Origin of the sequence: Duganella violaceipulchra, from assembly GCF_019166075.1 — a bacterium.
GTDB lineage: Bacteria > Pseudomonadota > Gammaproteobacteria > Burkholderiales > Burkholderiaceae_D > Rugamonas > Rugamonas violaceipulchra.
Genome location: NZ_JAHTGR010000003.1, coordinates 216,929 through 230,498 on the forward strand (window position 1 = coordinate 216,929; position 13,570 = coordinate 230,498).

The 13,570-nt window shown below is 63.8% G+C and carries 14 protein-coding genes; 10 read left to right on the forward strand and 4 right to left on the reverse strand.

Annotated features, from left to right (window positions below):
- Window position 1 precedes the first annotated feature (1 nt).
- The 8 genes from KVP70_RS06865 (at window position 2) to KVP70_RS06900 (ending at window position 7,271) form a co-directional block, all read left to right on the forward strand.
- Entirely contained in the window at window positions 2-835 is an 834-nt protein-coding gene (locus tag KVP70_RS06865) for an ABC transporter ATP-binding protein (protein ID WP_116991432.1), read from the forward strand.
- Window positions 836-837: 2 nt separating this feature from the next.
- On the forward strand, window positions 838-1,734 hold the full coding sequence (locus KVP70_RS06870) for a branched-chain amino acid ABC transporter permease (RefSeq protein ID WP_217941699.1): 897 nt from the start codon (window positions 838-840) through the stop codon (window positions 1,732-1,734).
- A gap of 9 nt (window positions 1,735-1,743) precedes the next feature.
- Window positions 1,744-2,802, forward strand: a complete 1,059-nt coding sequence (locus KVP70_RS06875) for a branched-chain amino acid ABC transporter permease (RefSeq protein WP_217941410.1) — start codon at window positions 1,744-1,746, stop codon at window positions 2,800-2,802.
- A gap of 34 nt (window positions 2,803-2,836) precedes the next feature.
- Window positions 2,837-4,135: an ABC transporter substrate-binding protein gene (locus KVP70_RS06880; protein WP_217941411.1), complete on the forward strand. Its 1,299-nt coding sequence runs from the start codon at window positions 2,837-2,839 to the stop codon at window positions 4,133-4,135.
- The gene (locus tag KVP70_RS06885) at window positions 4,132-4,971 is read left to right on the forward strand and encodes an ABC transporter ATP-binding protein (RefSeq protein ID WP_217941412.1); all 840 of its coding nucleotides are present in this window, start codon (window positions 4,132-4,134) and stop codon (window positions 4,969-4,971) included. Before KVP70_RS06880 ends, KVP70_RS06885 begins: the two co-directional genes overlap by 4 nt.
- A 20-nt stretch (window positions 4,972-4,991) precedes the next feature.
- Window positions 4,992-5,339: an MmcQ/YjbR family DNA-binding protein gene (locus KVP70_RS06890; protein WP_217941413.1), complete on the forward strand. Its 348-nt coding sequence runs from the start codon at window positions 4,992-4,994 to the stop codon at window positions 5,337-5,339.
- 6 nt (window positions 5,340-5,345) lie between these two features.
- A complete protein-coding gene (locus KVP70_RS06895) occupies window positions 5,346-6,602 on the forward strand; it encodes a phenylacetate--CoA ligase family protein (RefSeq protein WP_217941414.1) in 1,257 nt (418 codons plus the stop codon).
- A gap of 99 nt (window positions 6,603-6,701) precedes the next feature.
- The gene (locus tag KVP70_RS06900) at window positions 6,702-7,271 is read left to right on the forward strand and encodes a hypoxanthine-guanine phosphoribosyltransferase (RefSeq protein WP_217941415.1); all 570 of its coding nucleotides are present in this window, start codon (window positions 6,702-6,704) and stop codon (window positions 7,269-7,271) included.
- 3 nt (window positions 7,272-7,274) lie between these two features.
- Here the strand turns inward: KVP70_RS06900 and KVP70_RS06905 are convergent, their stop codons facing one another.
- Window positions 7,275-8,465 carry a tetratricopeptide repeat protein gene (locus tag KVP70_RS06905; protein WP_217941416.1) on the reverse strand — a complete coding sequence of 397 codons (1,191 nt, stop codon included), beginning with the start codon at window positions 8,463-8,465 and terminating at the stop codon, window positions 7,275-7,277.
- A 77-nt stretch (window positions 8,466-8,542) separates the two neighbouring features.
- Here KVP70_RS06905 and KVP70_RS06910 point away from each other — a divergent pair, with 77 nt between their 5' ends.
- Both KVP70_RS06910 and KVP70_RS06915 read left to right on the forward strand, forming a co-directional pair.
- Window positions 8,543-9,652 (forward strand): AraC family transcriptional regulator, encoded by a 1,110-nt coding sequence (locus KVP70_RS06910; RefSeq protein WP_217941417.1) that lies wholly within the window; start codon window positions 8,543-8,545, stop codon window positions 9,650-9,652.
- Between the two features lie 78 nt (window positions 9,653-9,730).
- On the forward strand, window positions 9,731-11,197 hold the full coding sequence (locus KVP70_RS06915) for an amidohydrolase family protein (protein WP_217941418.1): 1,467 nt from the start codon (window positions 9,731-9,733) through the stop codon (window positions 11,195-11,197).
- 96 nt (window positions 11,198-11,293) lie between these two features.
- Here the strand turns inward: KVP70_RS06915 and KVP70_RS06920 are convergent, their stop codons facing one another.
- From KVP70_RS06920 to KVP70_RS06930, 3 genes are all read right to left on the reverse strand, one after another.
- Window positions 11,294-12,247 carry an NAD(P)H-dependent flavin oxidoreductase gene (locus KVP70_RS06920; protein WP_026334789.1) on the reverse strand — a complete coding sequence of 318 codons (954 nt, stop codon included), beginning with the start codon at window positions 12,245-12,247 and terminating at the stop codon, window positions 11,294-11,296.
- 109 nt (window positions 12,248-12,356) lie between these two features.
- Window positions 12,357-13,265 (reverse strand): MBL fold metallo-hydrolase, encoded by a 909-nt coding sequence (locus KVP70_RS06925; RefSeq protein ID WP_217941419.1) that lies wholly within the window; start codon window positions 13,263-13,265, stop codon window positions 12,357-12,359.
- Entirely contained in the window at window positions 13,262-13,492 is a 231-nt protein-coding gene (locus KVP70_RS06930) for a DUF1289 domain-containing protein (protein ID WP_217941420.1), read from the reverse strand. Before KVP70_RS06930 ends, KVP70_RS06925 begins: the two co-directional genes overlap by 4 nt.
- Between the last annotated feature and the right edge of the window lie 78 nt (window positions 13,493-13,570).

The window sequence follows — 13,570 nt, forward strand, 5'->3', positions numbered from 1 at the left end:
CATGCAAATGAACGAACCAGACACCCACTTCGGTGCGGATGCAGACCCAGGCCGCCGGAAAATCGGCCCGGTGATCCTCGACCTGAAAAATATCTCGCTGTCGTTCGGCGGCGTGAAGGCGCTGACCGACATCTCCTTCGACGTCAAGCAGCACGAGATCCGCGCCATCATCGGCCCCAACGGCGCCGGCAAGAGCTCGATGCTCAACGTGATCAACGGCGTGTACCGCCCGCAGCAGGGGGAGATCATCTACCGCGGCGAACACCGCAAGAACATGGACTGCCACGCGGCCGCCAAATCCGGCATCGCCCGCACCTTCCAGAATATCGCGCTGTTCAAGGGCATGACGGTCCTCGACAACATCATGACCGGCCGTAACCTGAAGATGAAATCGAACTTCCTGATGCAGGCCCTGTACTGGGGCCCGGCGCGGCGCGAGGAGATCGCCCACCGCGTCAAGGCCGAGGAGATCATCGACTTCCTCGAAATCCAGGCGATCCGCAAGACGCCGGTGGGCCGCCTGCCCTACGGCCTGCAAAAGCGCGTGGAGCTGGGCCGGGCGCTGGCCGCCGAGCCGGAGATCCTGCTGCTCGATGAACCAATGGCCGGCATGAACGTCGAAGAGAAACAGGACATGTGCCGCTTCATCCTCGACGTGAACGACCAATTCGGCACCACCATCGTGCTGATCGAGCATGACATGGGCGTGGTGATGGACATCTCGGACCGCGTGGTGGTGCTCGACTACGGCAAGAAAATCGGCGACGGCACGCCCGACGACATCCGCTGCAACCAGGACGTGATCAACGCCTACCTTGGAAAGGCCTGCGAATGAACGTGAACTTTTTCTTTGAGGTGCTGATCGGCGGCCTGCTGTCCGGCGTGATGTACGCGCTGGTGGCGATCGGCTTTGTGCTGATCTACAAGGCCTCCGGCGTATTTAACTTCGCCCAGGGCGCGATGGTGTTCTTCGCCGCGCTGACCTGCGTCGGCATCGTCGACAAATTCGGCGTGTCGCTGTGGGTGGCGATACCGCTGACCATCGTCATCATGATCCTGCTCGGCATCGCCATCGAACGCGTGGTATTGCGGCCGCTGGTGAACCAGCCGGAGATCACGCTGTTCATGGCCACCATCGGCCTGGCCTTCTTCATCGAGGGCCTGGCGCAGCTGATGTGGGGCTCGCAGGTGCACAAGCTGGACCTGCCGATCGAGGACGTGCCGTCCGAGTACCTGATGAACAAATTTAACATCCTGGTCTCGCAGTTCGACATCATGGCGGCCGCCGTCTGCGGCCTGCTGGTGACGGCGCTGGCACTGCTGTTCTCCAAGACCAAGGTGGGCCGCGCACTGCGGGCGGTGGCGGACGATCACCAGGCCGCGCTGGCCGTCGGCATTCCGCTGCAGCGCATCTGGGCGGTGCTGTGGGCGGTGGCCGGGCTGGTCGCGCTGGTGGCCGGCCTGCTGTGGGGCGCCCGCAACGGCGTGCAGTTCGCGCTGACCTTCGTGGCGCTCAAGGCGCTGCCGGTGCTGATCCTCGGCGGCTTCACGTCGATGCCGGGCGCGATCGTCGGCGGCCTGATTATCGGCGCCTCCGAAAAAATGGCCGAGGTGTATATCGGCCCGCTGGTCGGCGGCGGCATCGAAGGCTGGTTCCCATACGTGTTGGCGCTGTTGTTCCTGCTGGTGCGGCCGGAAGGCCTGTTCGGCGAAAAAATCATCCGCAGAATCTGAGAGGCCAGAATGCTCTACCGCGAAGCAGGACAATTTAAAACCAGCTATCAGGCCGACAGCCAGATCTTCCCGATACTGCAGGACCGCATCGCGCTGTTCGCGTTGCTCGTCGTGGCGATCGTGGTGGTGCCGCTGTTCGCGTCGCCCTACGCCTTGTCGGCGATCCTGATCCCCTTCCTGATTTTCTCGCTGGCCGCGCTGGGACTGAACATCCTGACCGGCTACGCGGGACAGCTGTCGCTGGGCACGGCGGCCTTCATGGCGGTCGGCGCCTTCGCCTCGTATAACTTCCTGGCGCGGCTGCCAGGCCTGCCGGTGCTGCTGGCCTTTGTGCTGGGCGGCTTGAGCGCGGCGATGGTCGGCATCGCCTTCGGCTTGCCGTCGCTGCGGATACGCGGCTTCTACCTGGCCGCCTCCACGCTGGCCACGCAGTTCTTCGTGGTGTGGTGCCTGACCAAGATCCCCTACCTGACCAACTACAGCAGCTCCGGCGTGATCACCGCGCAGAAGATCGCCATCCTCGGCTACCAGTTCGACACGCCGAGCCGCAAATACCTGCTGGTGCTGGGCGTGGTGGCCGTGATGGCGCTGCTGGCCAAGAACATGATCCGCTCCAACGTCGGCCGCTCGTGGATGGCAGTGCGCGACATGGACGTGGCGGCCGAGGTGATCGGCTTCCGCCTGATGCGCACCAAGCTGCTGGCGTTCGCCGTCAGCTCCTTCTACTGCGGCGTGGCCGGCGCGTTGTACGCCTACGCCTACCTCGGCACGGTGGAGCCGGAAGCCTACAACCTCGACCTGTCGTTCCGCATCCTGTTCATGGTGATCATCGGCGGCGTCGGCTCGGTGCTCGGCTCTTTCCTGGGCGCGGCGTTCATCGTGCTGCTGCCGGTGTTCCTGAATATTTTCGCACACAGCCTGGCGCTGCCGACCAGCGTGGCGTCCAACCTGGAGCTGATGGTGTTCGGCGCCCTGATTATATTTTTCCTGATCGTGGAGCCGCACGGTCTGGCGCGTTTATGGCAAATCGGTAAAGAGAAACTGCGTCTGTGGCCATTCCCGCACTGAGCACATACAAAACAATAACCTGGAGGAGTAGACAATGAAGCGCATCGCATCCCTGGTACTTGGACTCACACTGGCAGCATCCGTCCCGGCATGGGCGCAGGACCAATACGTCGCCCTGCCCTCGTATCGCGTAGGCCCTTATGCGGCGGGCGGTTCCGGCTTTTACGGCGGCATCATCGACTACTTCAACCTGGTCAACCTGGCGGGCGGCGTCAACGGCGTCAAGATCTCGTGGGAAGAATGCGAAACCGAATACAACCCGTCGCGCGGCGTCGAATGCTACGAGCGCCTGAAGACCAAGAACGGCGGCGCCACCTTGGTCGAACCGCTGTCCACCGGCGTCGCCTACGGCGTACTCGATCGCCTGCCGACCGATAAAATTCCGATGACGATGATCGGCTACGGCCGCTCGGACGCCGCCAACGGCAAGGTTTTCCCTTATGTGTTCCCGTTGATTACCAGCTACTGGAACCAGGCCGCCGCAATGATCAAATACCTCGGCGACAAAAACAGCGGCATGGACAAGCTGAAAGGCAAGAAGATCGCCTACCTGTACCACGACTCGGCGTTCGGCAAGGAACCCTTGCCGGTGCTGGAGGCCTTGTCCAAGCAGTACGGCTTCGACCTGATCAAAATTCCCGTCACGCCGCCGGGCACCGAGCAGCAATCGCAGTGGCTGCAAATCCGCCAGGCCAATCCGGACCACGTGATCCTGTGGGGCTGGGGCGCGATGAACGCGGTCGCCATCAAGACCGCTCAACGCAACGGCATCCCGCGCGAGAAAATGCTGGGCGTGTGGTGGGCCGGCTCCGAGGAAGATACCGTGCCGGCCGGCGACGCCGCCAAGGGCTACAGCGCGATGACCTTCAACACGCCGGGCAACTACCCGGTGATGGACGAGATCCACAAAAAACTCTACGACGCCGGCAAGGGCAACCTGGCCGACCGCAGCCGCATCGGCTCCGTGTACCACATGCGCGGCGTCAGCGCGGCCATCCTGTGGGTGGAAGCGATGCGCACCGCGCAGGACAAATTCGGCAAGGGCAAACCGGTCAACGGCGAGCAAATGCGCTGGGGCCTGGAACACCTGAACGTCGACGAAGCGCGCCAGAAAGCCATCGGCGCCTTCGGCATGCTGCCGGTGGTGAAGACCAGCTGCGACGACCACGAAGGCTCGGGCGCGGTCAAGGTCCAGCAATGGGATGGCAAGAAGTGGAACGCCATCACGCCGAACTGGATCGTCGGCGACAAGGCCCTGACCCGCAAGCTGCTGGAGGAAAGCTCCGCAGCCTACGCGGCCGAGAAAAAAATCACCCCAGCCTGCGCAAAATGATGACAGCCGCCAGCACAGCGGCCGCTCCAGCGGCAGCGCCCTACCTGTCCGTGAACAACGTGGAAGTGATCTACGACCACGTGATCCTGGTGCTCAAGGGCGTGTCCCTGCAGGTCCCGCAGGGGAAGATCGTGGCCCTGCTGGGCGCCAACGGCGCCGGCAAGTCCACCACGCTCAAAACCATCTCCACGCTGCTGCGCGGCGAGCGTGGCGACGTCACCAAGGGCGAAGTCCAGTTCAAGGGCCAGCGCATCGACCAGCTCACGCCCAATGAACTGGTGCGGCGCGGCCTGTCGCAGGTGATGGAGGGCCGCCACTGCTTCGGCCACCTGACCATCGAAGAGAACCTGCTCACCGGCGCCTACACCCGCAGCGCATCGCGGGCGGAGCTGAAGGAATCGTTGGAGAAGGTCTACCACTACTTCCCGCGCCTGCGCGAGCGGCGCGGCAGCCAGGCCGGCTATACCTCCGGCGGCGAGCAGCAGATGTGCGCCATCGGCCGGGCGCTGATGGCCAAGCCGTCGATGATCCTGCTCGACGAGCCGTCGATGGGCATCGCACCGCAGATCGTCGACGAGATCTTCGGCATCGTCAAGGACTTGAACAGCAAGGAGAACGTCTCCTTCCTGCTGGCCGAGCAGAACACCAGCATCGCGCTGCGCTACGCGGACTTCGGCTACATCCTGGAGAACGGCCGCGTGGTGATGGAGGGCGCGGCCTCCGAACTGGCCAGCAACGAAGACGTCAAGGAGTTCTACCTCGGCGTTTCCGGCGCCGGCCGCAAGAGCTTCCGCGACATGAAGTTTTACCGCCGCCGCAAACGCTGGCTGGCCTGAGGACCAGAGGACAACACCGCATGAATATCAAGCAGGCCAAGGCCCTGTGCCGCACCTTCCCCGGCGCGACCGAGGATACCAAGTGGGGCGCGGATCTCGTGTTCTCCGTCGGGACGAAAATGTTCGCCGTCACCGAGCTCGATGACAAGGCCAAGGGCATCAGCTTCAAGGTGGACGACGACCGCTTCCTGGAACTGACCGACCGCCCCGGCATCATCCCCGCGCCCTACCTGGCGCGGGCGAAGTGGGTGCGTGTCGACGATTTAAAAAACCTCAGCGACGTCGAAGCCAAAGAACTGCTGACGCGCTCTTATGAACTGGTGTTCGGCAAACTGACCAAGAAGCTGCAACGCGAGATACAAGGATAAACAATCATGGCCGATACCTACGACAGTCTCGAAACGCGCTCGTCCGAACAACGCGAACGCGAGCTGATGTCACGCCTGCCGCAGCTGGTGGCGCGCGCCAAGGCCGCCGCCGGCTGGTCGCGCATCCTGCACGACGTCAACGCCGCCGACATCAACAGCCGCGCCGCGCTGGCGACGCTGCCGGTGACGCGCAAGTCCGAGCTGCACGCCTTGCAGAAGCAGCAGGCGCCGTTCGGCGGGCTCAATACCACGCCGGTCGGCCAGTTGTCGCGCGTGTTCATGTCGCCCGGCCCGATCTTCGATCCCGAGGGACGCGGCCAGGACTGGTGGCGTTTCGCCCGGCCGATGTATGCGGCCGGCGTGCGCCCCGGCGGCCTGCTGCAGAACTGCTTTTCCTACCACTTCACGCCGGCGGCTTTCATGGTCGAAGGCGGCGCCGCGCGCATAGGCTGCGCCGTGATACCGGCCGGCGCCGGCCAGACCGAGTTGCAGGTGCAGGCCATCAGCCACTTGCGGCCCGATACCTACATCGGCACGCCGTCCTTCCTGAAGATCATCATCGAAAAAGCGCAGGAGCTGGGCGCGGACGTCAGCAGCATCCAGAAGGCCTTGATGTCGGCCGAGGCGCTGCCCGAATCGCTGCGCAGCTGGTTCGTCGAGCACGGCGTGCCGCACGTGCTGCAATGCTATGCGTCGGCCGATATCGGCAGCATCGCCTATGAAACGCAGAGCGGCGGCGCGCGCAATCCCGGCATGGTGCTGGATGAAGACCTGATACTGGAAATCGTCCGCCCCGGCACCGGCGATCCCGTGCCGGACGGCGAGATCGGCGAAGTGGTCGTCACCCTTTTCAATCCGGACTATCCGCTGATCCGTTTCGCCACCGGCGACCTGTCGGCGATCCTGGCCGGCGTGCCACCATCGCCCTGCGGCCGCACCAACACCCGCATCAAAGGCTGGATGGGCCGCGCCGACCAGACCACCAAGGTGCGCGCGATGTTCGTGCATCCGTCGCAGGTGCACGACGTCACCCGCCGCCATCCGGAAATCGTCAAGGCGCGGCTGGTGGTGTCGGGCCACATGGCGCAGGACGTGATGACGTTGCACTGCGAGGTGGCCGACCCGTCGAGCGCCTCCAGCGCCGTCGCCATCACCGAATCGATACGCGACCTGACCAAATTGCGGGGTGAAGTGCGGTTTGCCACCATCGGCAGCCTGCCCAATGACGGCAAGGTGATCGACGACGTGCGCGACTATACATAAGCTGCGTTGATTGTGGTGGAAAACCAACGGCATGCGGTGAGGCGGGATATGGCGGATAATAGCGAACTTACCACCTGTTTTTAGAAGCCGAAGAAGATCATGCAAGACTTCCACCACAACCGCGCCCGCGCCCTGCTGGAGAACGCGGAAGAACTGTTCAGCAAGGCAGACGTCGACCAGGCCGTCACCGCGATGGCCAACACCCTCAACGCCCGTTTCGACCGACCGGACAGCGACTCGTTCCCGCTGGTGCTGGGCGTGATGGGCGGCGCCGTGGTCTTCACCGGCAATCTGCTGCCGCAACTGACCTTCCCGCTCGAATTCGACTACATCCACGTCAGCCGCTACGGCGACGACGACAAGGGCGGCCAAGTGGTCTGGAAAGTGGTGCCGCGTTCGAACGTGAACGGCCGCGTGGTCATCGTGCTGGACGACATCCTGGACGAAGGCGAAACGCTGGCCCACGTCAAACAGCGCCTGCTGGACATGGGCGCCGCCGAAGTGGTGCTGGCCGTCTTCGCCGACAAGGCGATCGGCAAGGCCAAGCCGTGCAAGGCCGACATCGTCGGCATCACCATCCCCAACCGCTTCGTGGTGGGCTTCGGCATGGACGCCTACGGCTACTGGCGCAACCTGCCAGGCCTGTGGGCCATCCAGACCGAAAACTAGTCCTTACGGCCGCAGGCCGTAAGCGTCGACGAATTTGCGGATACCGTCCGGGTGTTCGCGCTTCCACGCCTCGAACTCGGGGCGCCAGGACTCCTTGTACTGCAACAGCATCAGCGCGGTTTCCAGCTGGCCGGCCTTGGCCAGCATGCGCATGGTCTTCAGGTTTGGATCGGTGACTTCCCCGGCGCCGTCGGCGGCCAGTTCGTCGGCCACCGTCATCGCGCCCTGCCACGATTCGAGTTCAATCGCGAACGACTGGTCGGCGACCTTGTCCTCGCGGTTTTTTCTGCGTATGTCCGCCTCTTTCATCGCGAGCGTCAGCCACACCGACACATCGGGTCCCTTTCGCTCTGCCGGCGGGCTGGATGTGTCATTGAGATGGAGGGTGAACTTGCCGGTCGCCGGGTCCATCCCGACGCGGGCCTTGCGCGTCATCTTCAAGGCGGTCAGCGGAAAACCGTTAGCGGCGCGCAGGGCGGCCAGCTTATCCCAGCTGGGACCCTGGCTCGGTTGCGCGGCGATGCCACTCAACAGCGCGGTTTCGGCTGCCGCCCGTTTGCCCTGCTGGAGTAGCGCATCCGACAGGAAGCGCCACGCCTGGCCGTTCAATGGCTCCAGCACCGCCGCCTTGCGGAACCAGGCTTCCGCTTCCGGCATATTCTTCTGCACGTAAAAGGTGTCGCCGATATACACCAGCACCGACGAATACTGCGGGTCCAGCTTGGCCGCCTGTTCGTATTTGGCGCGCGCTTCTTCCAGCTTGTTCCCCTGGTACAGTACCTCGCCCTCTTGCGTGAGCTTCCAGGCTTCGGGCGTCGGCACGTGCAGCGAAGACTCCTTGTCGTCCAGCAGTAAGCGCAGCACCTCCTGCGCCAGCGGGTCCTGCGCGTCCAGGCCCAGTGCCTGGCGTGCCGCGCCTTCCGACTGCTGCCGCAGCTTGGCCGCGTTGTCGCCGCTGGCGTGCAGCGATGCCATCAACAACGTATGGGCGATGTGCGACAGCGGCATCGATGCTGCCGGATCGACTTTCATCGCTGCTGAAAATTTGTTCAGCGCGTCCTGGTACTTGCCCTGCGCAGCCAGCACGGAGCCTTCCTGCACCAACGGCTGCGCCGCGTCGTTGGGCAGTACCGTGGCATAAGCTTGGGCGCCGGCCAGCGCCAGCACCATGGTCAAAACGCGAATTTTTTTCATCGGGTGAGCTTCACTAATTGATAAGATTAAAATTAGTATAATTGCTTTCACCCTCGGAAACTGGCAGCATCGACGGAATGTACAATTTGATACTTTCGTGGCTCTTTCTTCTGGCGATAGGCCAGGCCTTCCTGATGACGGCGACGCTGCTCAGCGTGCGCCAGCCGGAGATGCGCACCGCCAACCGGCTGCTGTCCGCGCTGCTGCTGGTATTCGCCGCCATCATCGGCCACAACTGGCTGGGCCTCAATCACCTCTATCAGCAGTATCCGCACAGCGCGCTGGCCATCGTCACCCTGGGACTGGTGGTCGGACCGCTTCAATATCTCTACCTGCGCGCGATGCTGTCGGACCAGCCCCTGGGCTGGCGCGCGCTGCTGCACTTCGTACCCTTCGCCGTCGCCACGCTGGCGATGACGCCGTTCTACCTGCGCTCCGCCGAAGAGAAGCTGGCGTGGATGCAGCTATGGCATGGCTGGCCGTGGTATCTGACCTTGGCGGGCTTGGCCAAGCTGGCCATCCTGCTGACCTACATCCGCGCCACCTACCGGCTGGTGGGCCGGGTGCCTGCGGATTCCGACCTGGTGCGCGACCTGCGGCGCCTGATGGGAATGTGGCTGGTGAGCGCGGCGCTGAGCATCGTCGCGCTGGCGATGGCGGTGCTGGACGTGGAGTGGCCGCTGTCCACCGACGCGATGGACGGCATTTCGCTGATGCTGTTCGTGTTCGCGACCGCCTTCACGGCGATGCGACTGCCGCTGGGTTATCGCCCGCGCGCGCTGCCTCCGCCCCCGCCGCCCAAACAACGCTACGCCAGCAAGCAGTTATCCACCGCCGACCGCGACGCCTTCCTCGCGCGCTTGAACGCGCGCATGGAGCAGGACCACCCCTACCGCAACGGCGAATTGAAGCTGGAAGACCTGGCCGCGCAGATGGCAATGACACCGCACGAACTGTCCCAGCTAATCAACGAAAACTGCGGCGCCAATTTCGCCGATTTCCTCAACCGCCACCGCGTGGAAGCCCTGAAACAGGCCTTGCAGGACCCCGAGCACGCCAGCGCCAGCATCCTCGATCTGGCGATACAGTCCGGATTTAACAGCAAAAGCGCGATGAACCGCGTATTTAAGAAGCAGACCGGCATGACGCCGGGCGAGTTCCGCGACCAGGCCAAAACACCGGCGTAGCAGGTGCCAAATCATCATTTGAGACGCAAAACGCGGCGTGCGGCGGCACACTGGGCTCCTCTCAACACGGAGCTTCACATGAAAACCACTCGCATTCTGGCTAGCCTTTCCCTCCTCCTCTGCGCCCAGGCCTGGGCCGGCGAGCAGACCTGGATCACCAACGTCAAGCTGGTGTCGCCGGAAAAACTGGACCGCATCGAGGCCGGTAGCGTGCTGATCGAAGACGAACGCATCGTCCGGGTCGAACGTGGCGTGGGCAAGAAGACGCCGGCCGGCGCCCGCCGCATCGACGGCAAAGGCCAGTTCCTCACGCCCGGCCTGATCGATTCGCACGTCCACCTGTTCTCGGTCCCCGGCATGAGCTTCGAGCAGGCCGACCAGAAAAAGACCATGGCCGCCGAATACTTCGCGCAGATGCCGCGCTCCTTTCTCTACTACGGCTACACCACGGTGATCGACCTGGCCGCCGGCAGCCGCGAATTCATCGATATGGTGAAAGCCACGCCACTGCACCCGGACGTCTACGACTGCGGCGCGCCGCTGGTGTTCGCCAACGGCTATCCCTCGTCCTACGCACCGCCGGAGAGCCGCTTCGAGATGTTCTCCAACTTTATCTACGACCCGGCGCAGGCCGACAAGATCCCCGCCCGCTTCAAGCCGGAGGACTACACCGCCGCCAAGGGCGTGGCGCGGGTCAAGGCCGACCACGCCATCTGCGTCAAAACCCATTTCGAACACGGCTTCGGCACCATGCACAACCTGCCGGTGATGAGCCCCGCCGTGTATTCGGAGGTACGGACGGCCGCCAGCAAGGACGGCCTGGTGCTGGTCACCCACGGCAATTCGTTCGAAGCGCAGACTTTCGCCGTCAACGGCGGCGTCGACGTGCTGGCGCACGGCATGTGGCACTGGGGCGCGCTGGACAAGGAAAAGGAACTGCCGGCCGAGATCAGGCAGCTACTCGACAAGATCGCCGAGCGCAAGATCGGCTACCAGGCGACGATGCAGGTGCTGCATGGTTTGAATGCTTATTTTGATCCGGCCTACCTGAACCACCCGGCGCTGGCCAAGCTGCTGCCGCCGGCCATGCTGGCCTGGCTGAAGACGCCCGAAGGCCAATGGTTCAAGCAGGAGCTGGCGGAAGATGAAACCGATGCGGCGGTGTTGAAAGGAATGGAAGCGCCGCTGCGCCGCCAGCGACAGGTGGTGGCCTACCTGGCTGGCAAGGACGCCAACTTCGTGTTCGGCACCGACACGCCGTCGTCGCCCACCTACGGCAACATCCCCGGCCTGAACGGCTACCTGGAGATGCAGGACCTGCACCAGGCCGGCCTGTCGCTGGCGCAGCTGTTCAAGGCGGCCACCATCAACAACGCCCGCACCTTCAGGATCGATGCGCAAGTGGGCACCATCGAAGCGGGCAAGGTCGCGAACCTGGTGCTGATGAAGATCTCGCCGCTGGCCGACATCCGCGCCTACGACAGCATCGACACCGTCTGGGTACGCGGCAAACAGGCTGCGCGCGGCAGCCTGTCGGTCAAATAAACCCGGGGTCAAGTCTGACATTCGGACACGTGCTCTGCCGTAGTTGGGTTCTACGGCAGAGCACGTGTCCGAATGTCAGACTTGACCCCAGGGGTTTTACAGCGCCAGGCGCGCGCGGGCGGCGTCGTATTCCTGCTTCAGGCGCGCCACCATCTCGGCGGTGGTCGGCACGTCGTCCATCAGGCCCACGCCCTGGCCTGCGCCCCAGATGTCGCGCCAGGCCTTGGCGCTGGACGATCCGAAGTTCATCGAGCTCTTGTCGGCCTGCGGCAGCGCTTCCGGGTCCAGGCCGGCGGCGACGATGGATTTTTTCAGGTAGTTGCCATGCACGCCGGTGAACAGGTTCGAATACACGATGTCCGCCGCGGTCGATTCCACGATCGCGTTGCGGTAGTCGTCGCTGACGTTCGATTCCTGCGTCGCCAGCCAGCGTGAGCCGATGTACGCGAAGTCCGCGCCCATCGCCTGCGCCGCCAGGATCGCATCGCCGGTGGCGATGGAGCCGGACAGCGCGATCGGACCCTTGAAGAATTTGCGAATCTCACCGACCAGCGCGAACGGCGACAAGGTGCCGGCATGGCCGCCGGCGCCGCTGGCCACCAGGATCAGGCCATCGACGCCCGCTTCCAGCGCCTTCTGCGCGTGGCGGATCGAGACCACGTCGTGCAGGACGATGCCGCCGTAGCTGTGGATCGCGTCCAGCATCTCTTTCGGCGGCGCGCGCAGCGAGGAGATGATGATCGGGATCTGGTGCTTGACGCACACTTCGACGTCGTGCGCCAGGCGGTCGTTCGACTGGTGCACGATCTGGTTGACGGCGATCGGGCCGACACGCTGGTCCGGATTGGCGGCCTGGAATTCGGCCAGCTCTTTCTGCAAATCGGTCAGCCACACGTCCAGCAGCTCGGCCGGGCGGGCGTTCAGCGCCGGGAAGGAGCCGACGATGCCGGCCTTGCACTGCGCCGCGACCAGGGCCGGGCCGCTGGCGATGAACATCGGGGATGCGATAACTGGGAGGGTAAGGTTTTGCAACGCTGCTGGCAGGGCCATGGCGAACTCGCTGTCGGTGAGTTAAGGAAAATCGATTATAGATCGAAAATAGTACGACCGTGCCGAAACTAGGCGGCTTCCTCTATATTTCCTGGCGACTACTCCGCAACTACTCGTTGAGTAAGTACTCACCCTCGATACGGGCCGCAGCGGCGCGCACCAACTGGCCGACCGCCCAGGCACCAACCTGTTCCGGCGTCTGCTTCAGGAAGTTGGTGTTGGCCTTTTCAAACACCGGCATCGCCATCAGCAGCTGCGGCACGTCCGCCAGCGGGATGCGCTGGCGCTCCAGCAGCAGGAACTTCAGCAGCACCTTCAGCGCGTTCTGGGCGTTGCGCAGCGGATCGGCCTCCAGGTAGTCCAGCCGCGAACGGGCCCGCGCCAGCGCGCCGGCCACGTCGTTGAACGGCTTGCCGTGGCCGGGGATCACCAGCCGCACGTCCAGTCCCTCGATCACCTCCAGCGTGGCGCGCTCCTCGGCGAAGCCGGACTGGCCGTCCAGCTCCGGGAAGATGATGCCGAAGCCGTTTTCCCACAGCGCGTCCGCCGAAATCAGCAGCCGCTCCTGCGGGCAGTAAAAGATCAGCGAATGCGGATCGTGGCCGGGCGCGCCCAGCGCCTGCCATTCCATGTCCGCCAGTGTCAGCACGTCGCCGGGGGCGATGGTGGCGTCGAAGGTGAAGCGCTCGCAGCGCTGGCCGGTGGCCTTGAAACTGAGCGCCTCGACGTCCCAGCGCCGCACCTTGTCGGCCTCGGCCACCGGGATCGAGGTGCGGCTGCCGAAATGCGCCTGCAGGGTGGCGTTGCCGCCGCAATGGTCGGAATGCAGATGGGTGTTGACGATCTGGTCGAGGTGGCGGCCGTGCAGCGCATGGCGCACCAGCGCCAGCGTTTGCGGCGCGTGGCTCAGGTAACCGGTGTCGATGATGGCCGTGTCGTGGCGGCCCAGCAGCATCACGTTGTTGGACGACAGCCAACCCCGTTCAAACACTTGAATGGTATCGGGGAGCGCGTTCATTCGTCGTCGAAGTTGATTAATTGTTCACGGCGGCGGATTTCCGCCCATACGCCACGCTTGTAGTCGTCGTCCGCATTGGACCAGGCGATGATCTCCGGGATCGTGCGCATGCAGCCCATGCAATACAGGCGGTCGGCGTCCATTTTGCACAGGCTGACACAAGGCGACGGCACCGGTGTGGCCAATTCCGGCGCACCGGGGGGAATTAGGTTAGCTGGTTCACTCATGCCGCCATTATGCCCGCGAACTCGCTTGACTTGGAGATTTTCAGGTCTATACTACCATCCATGTAGATGGTAACCGGA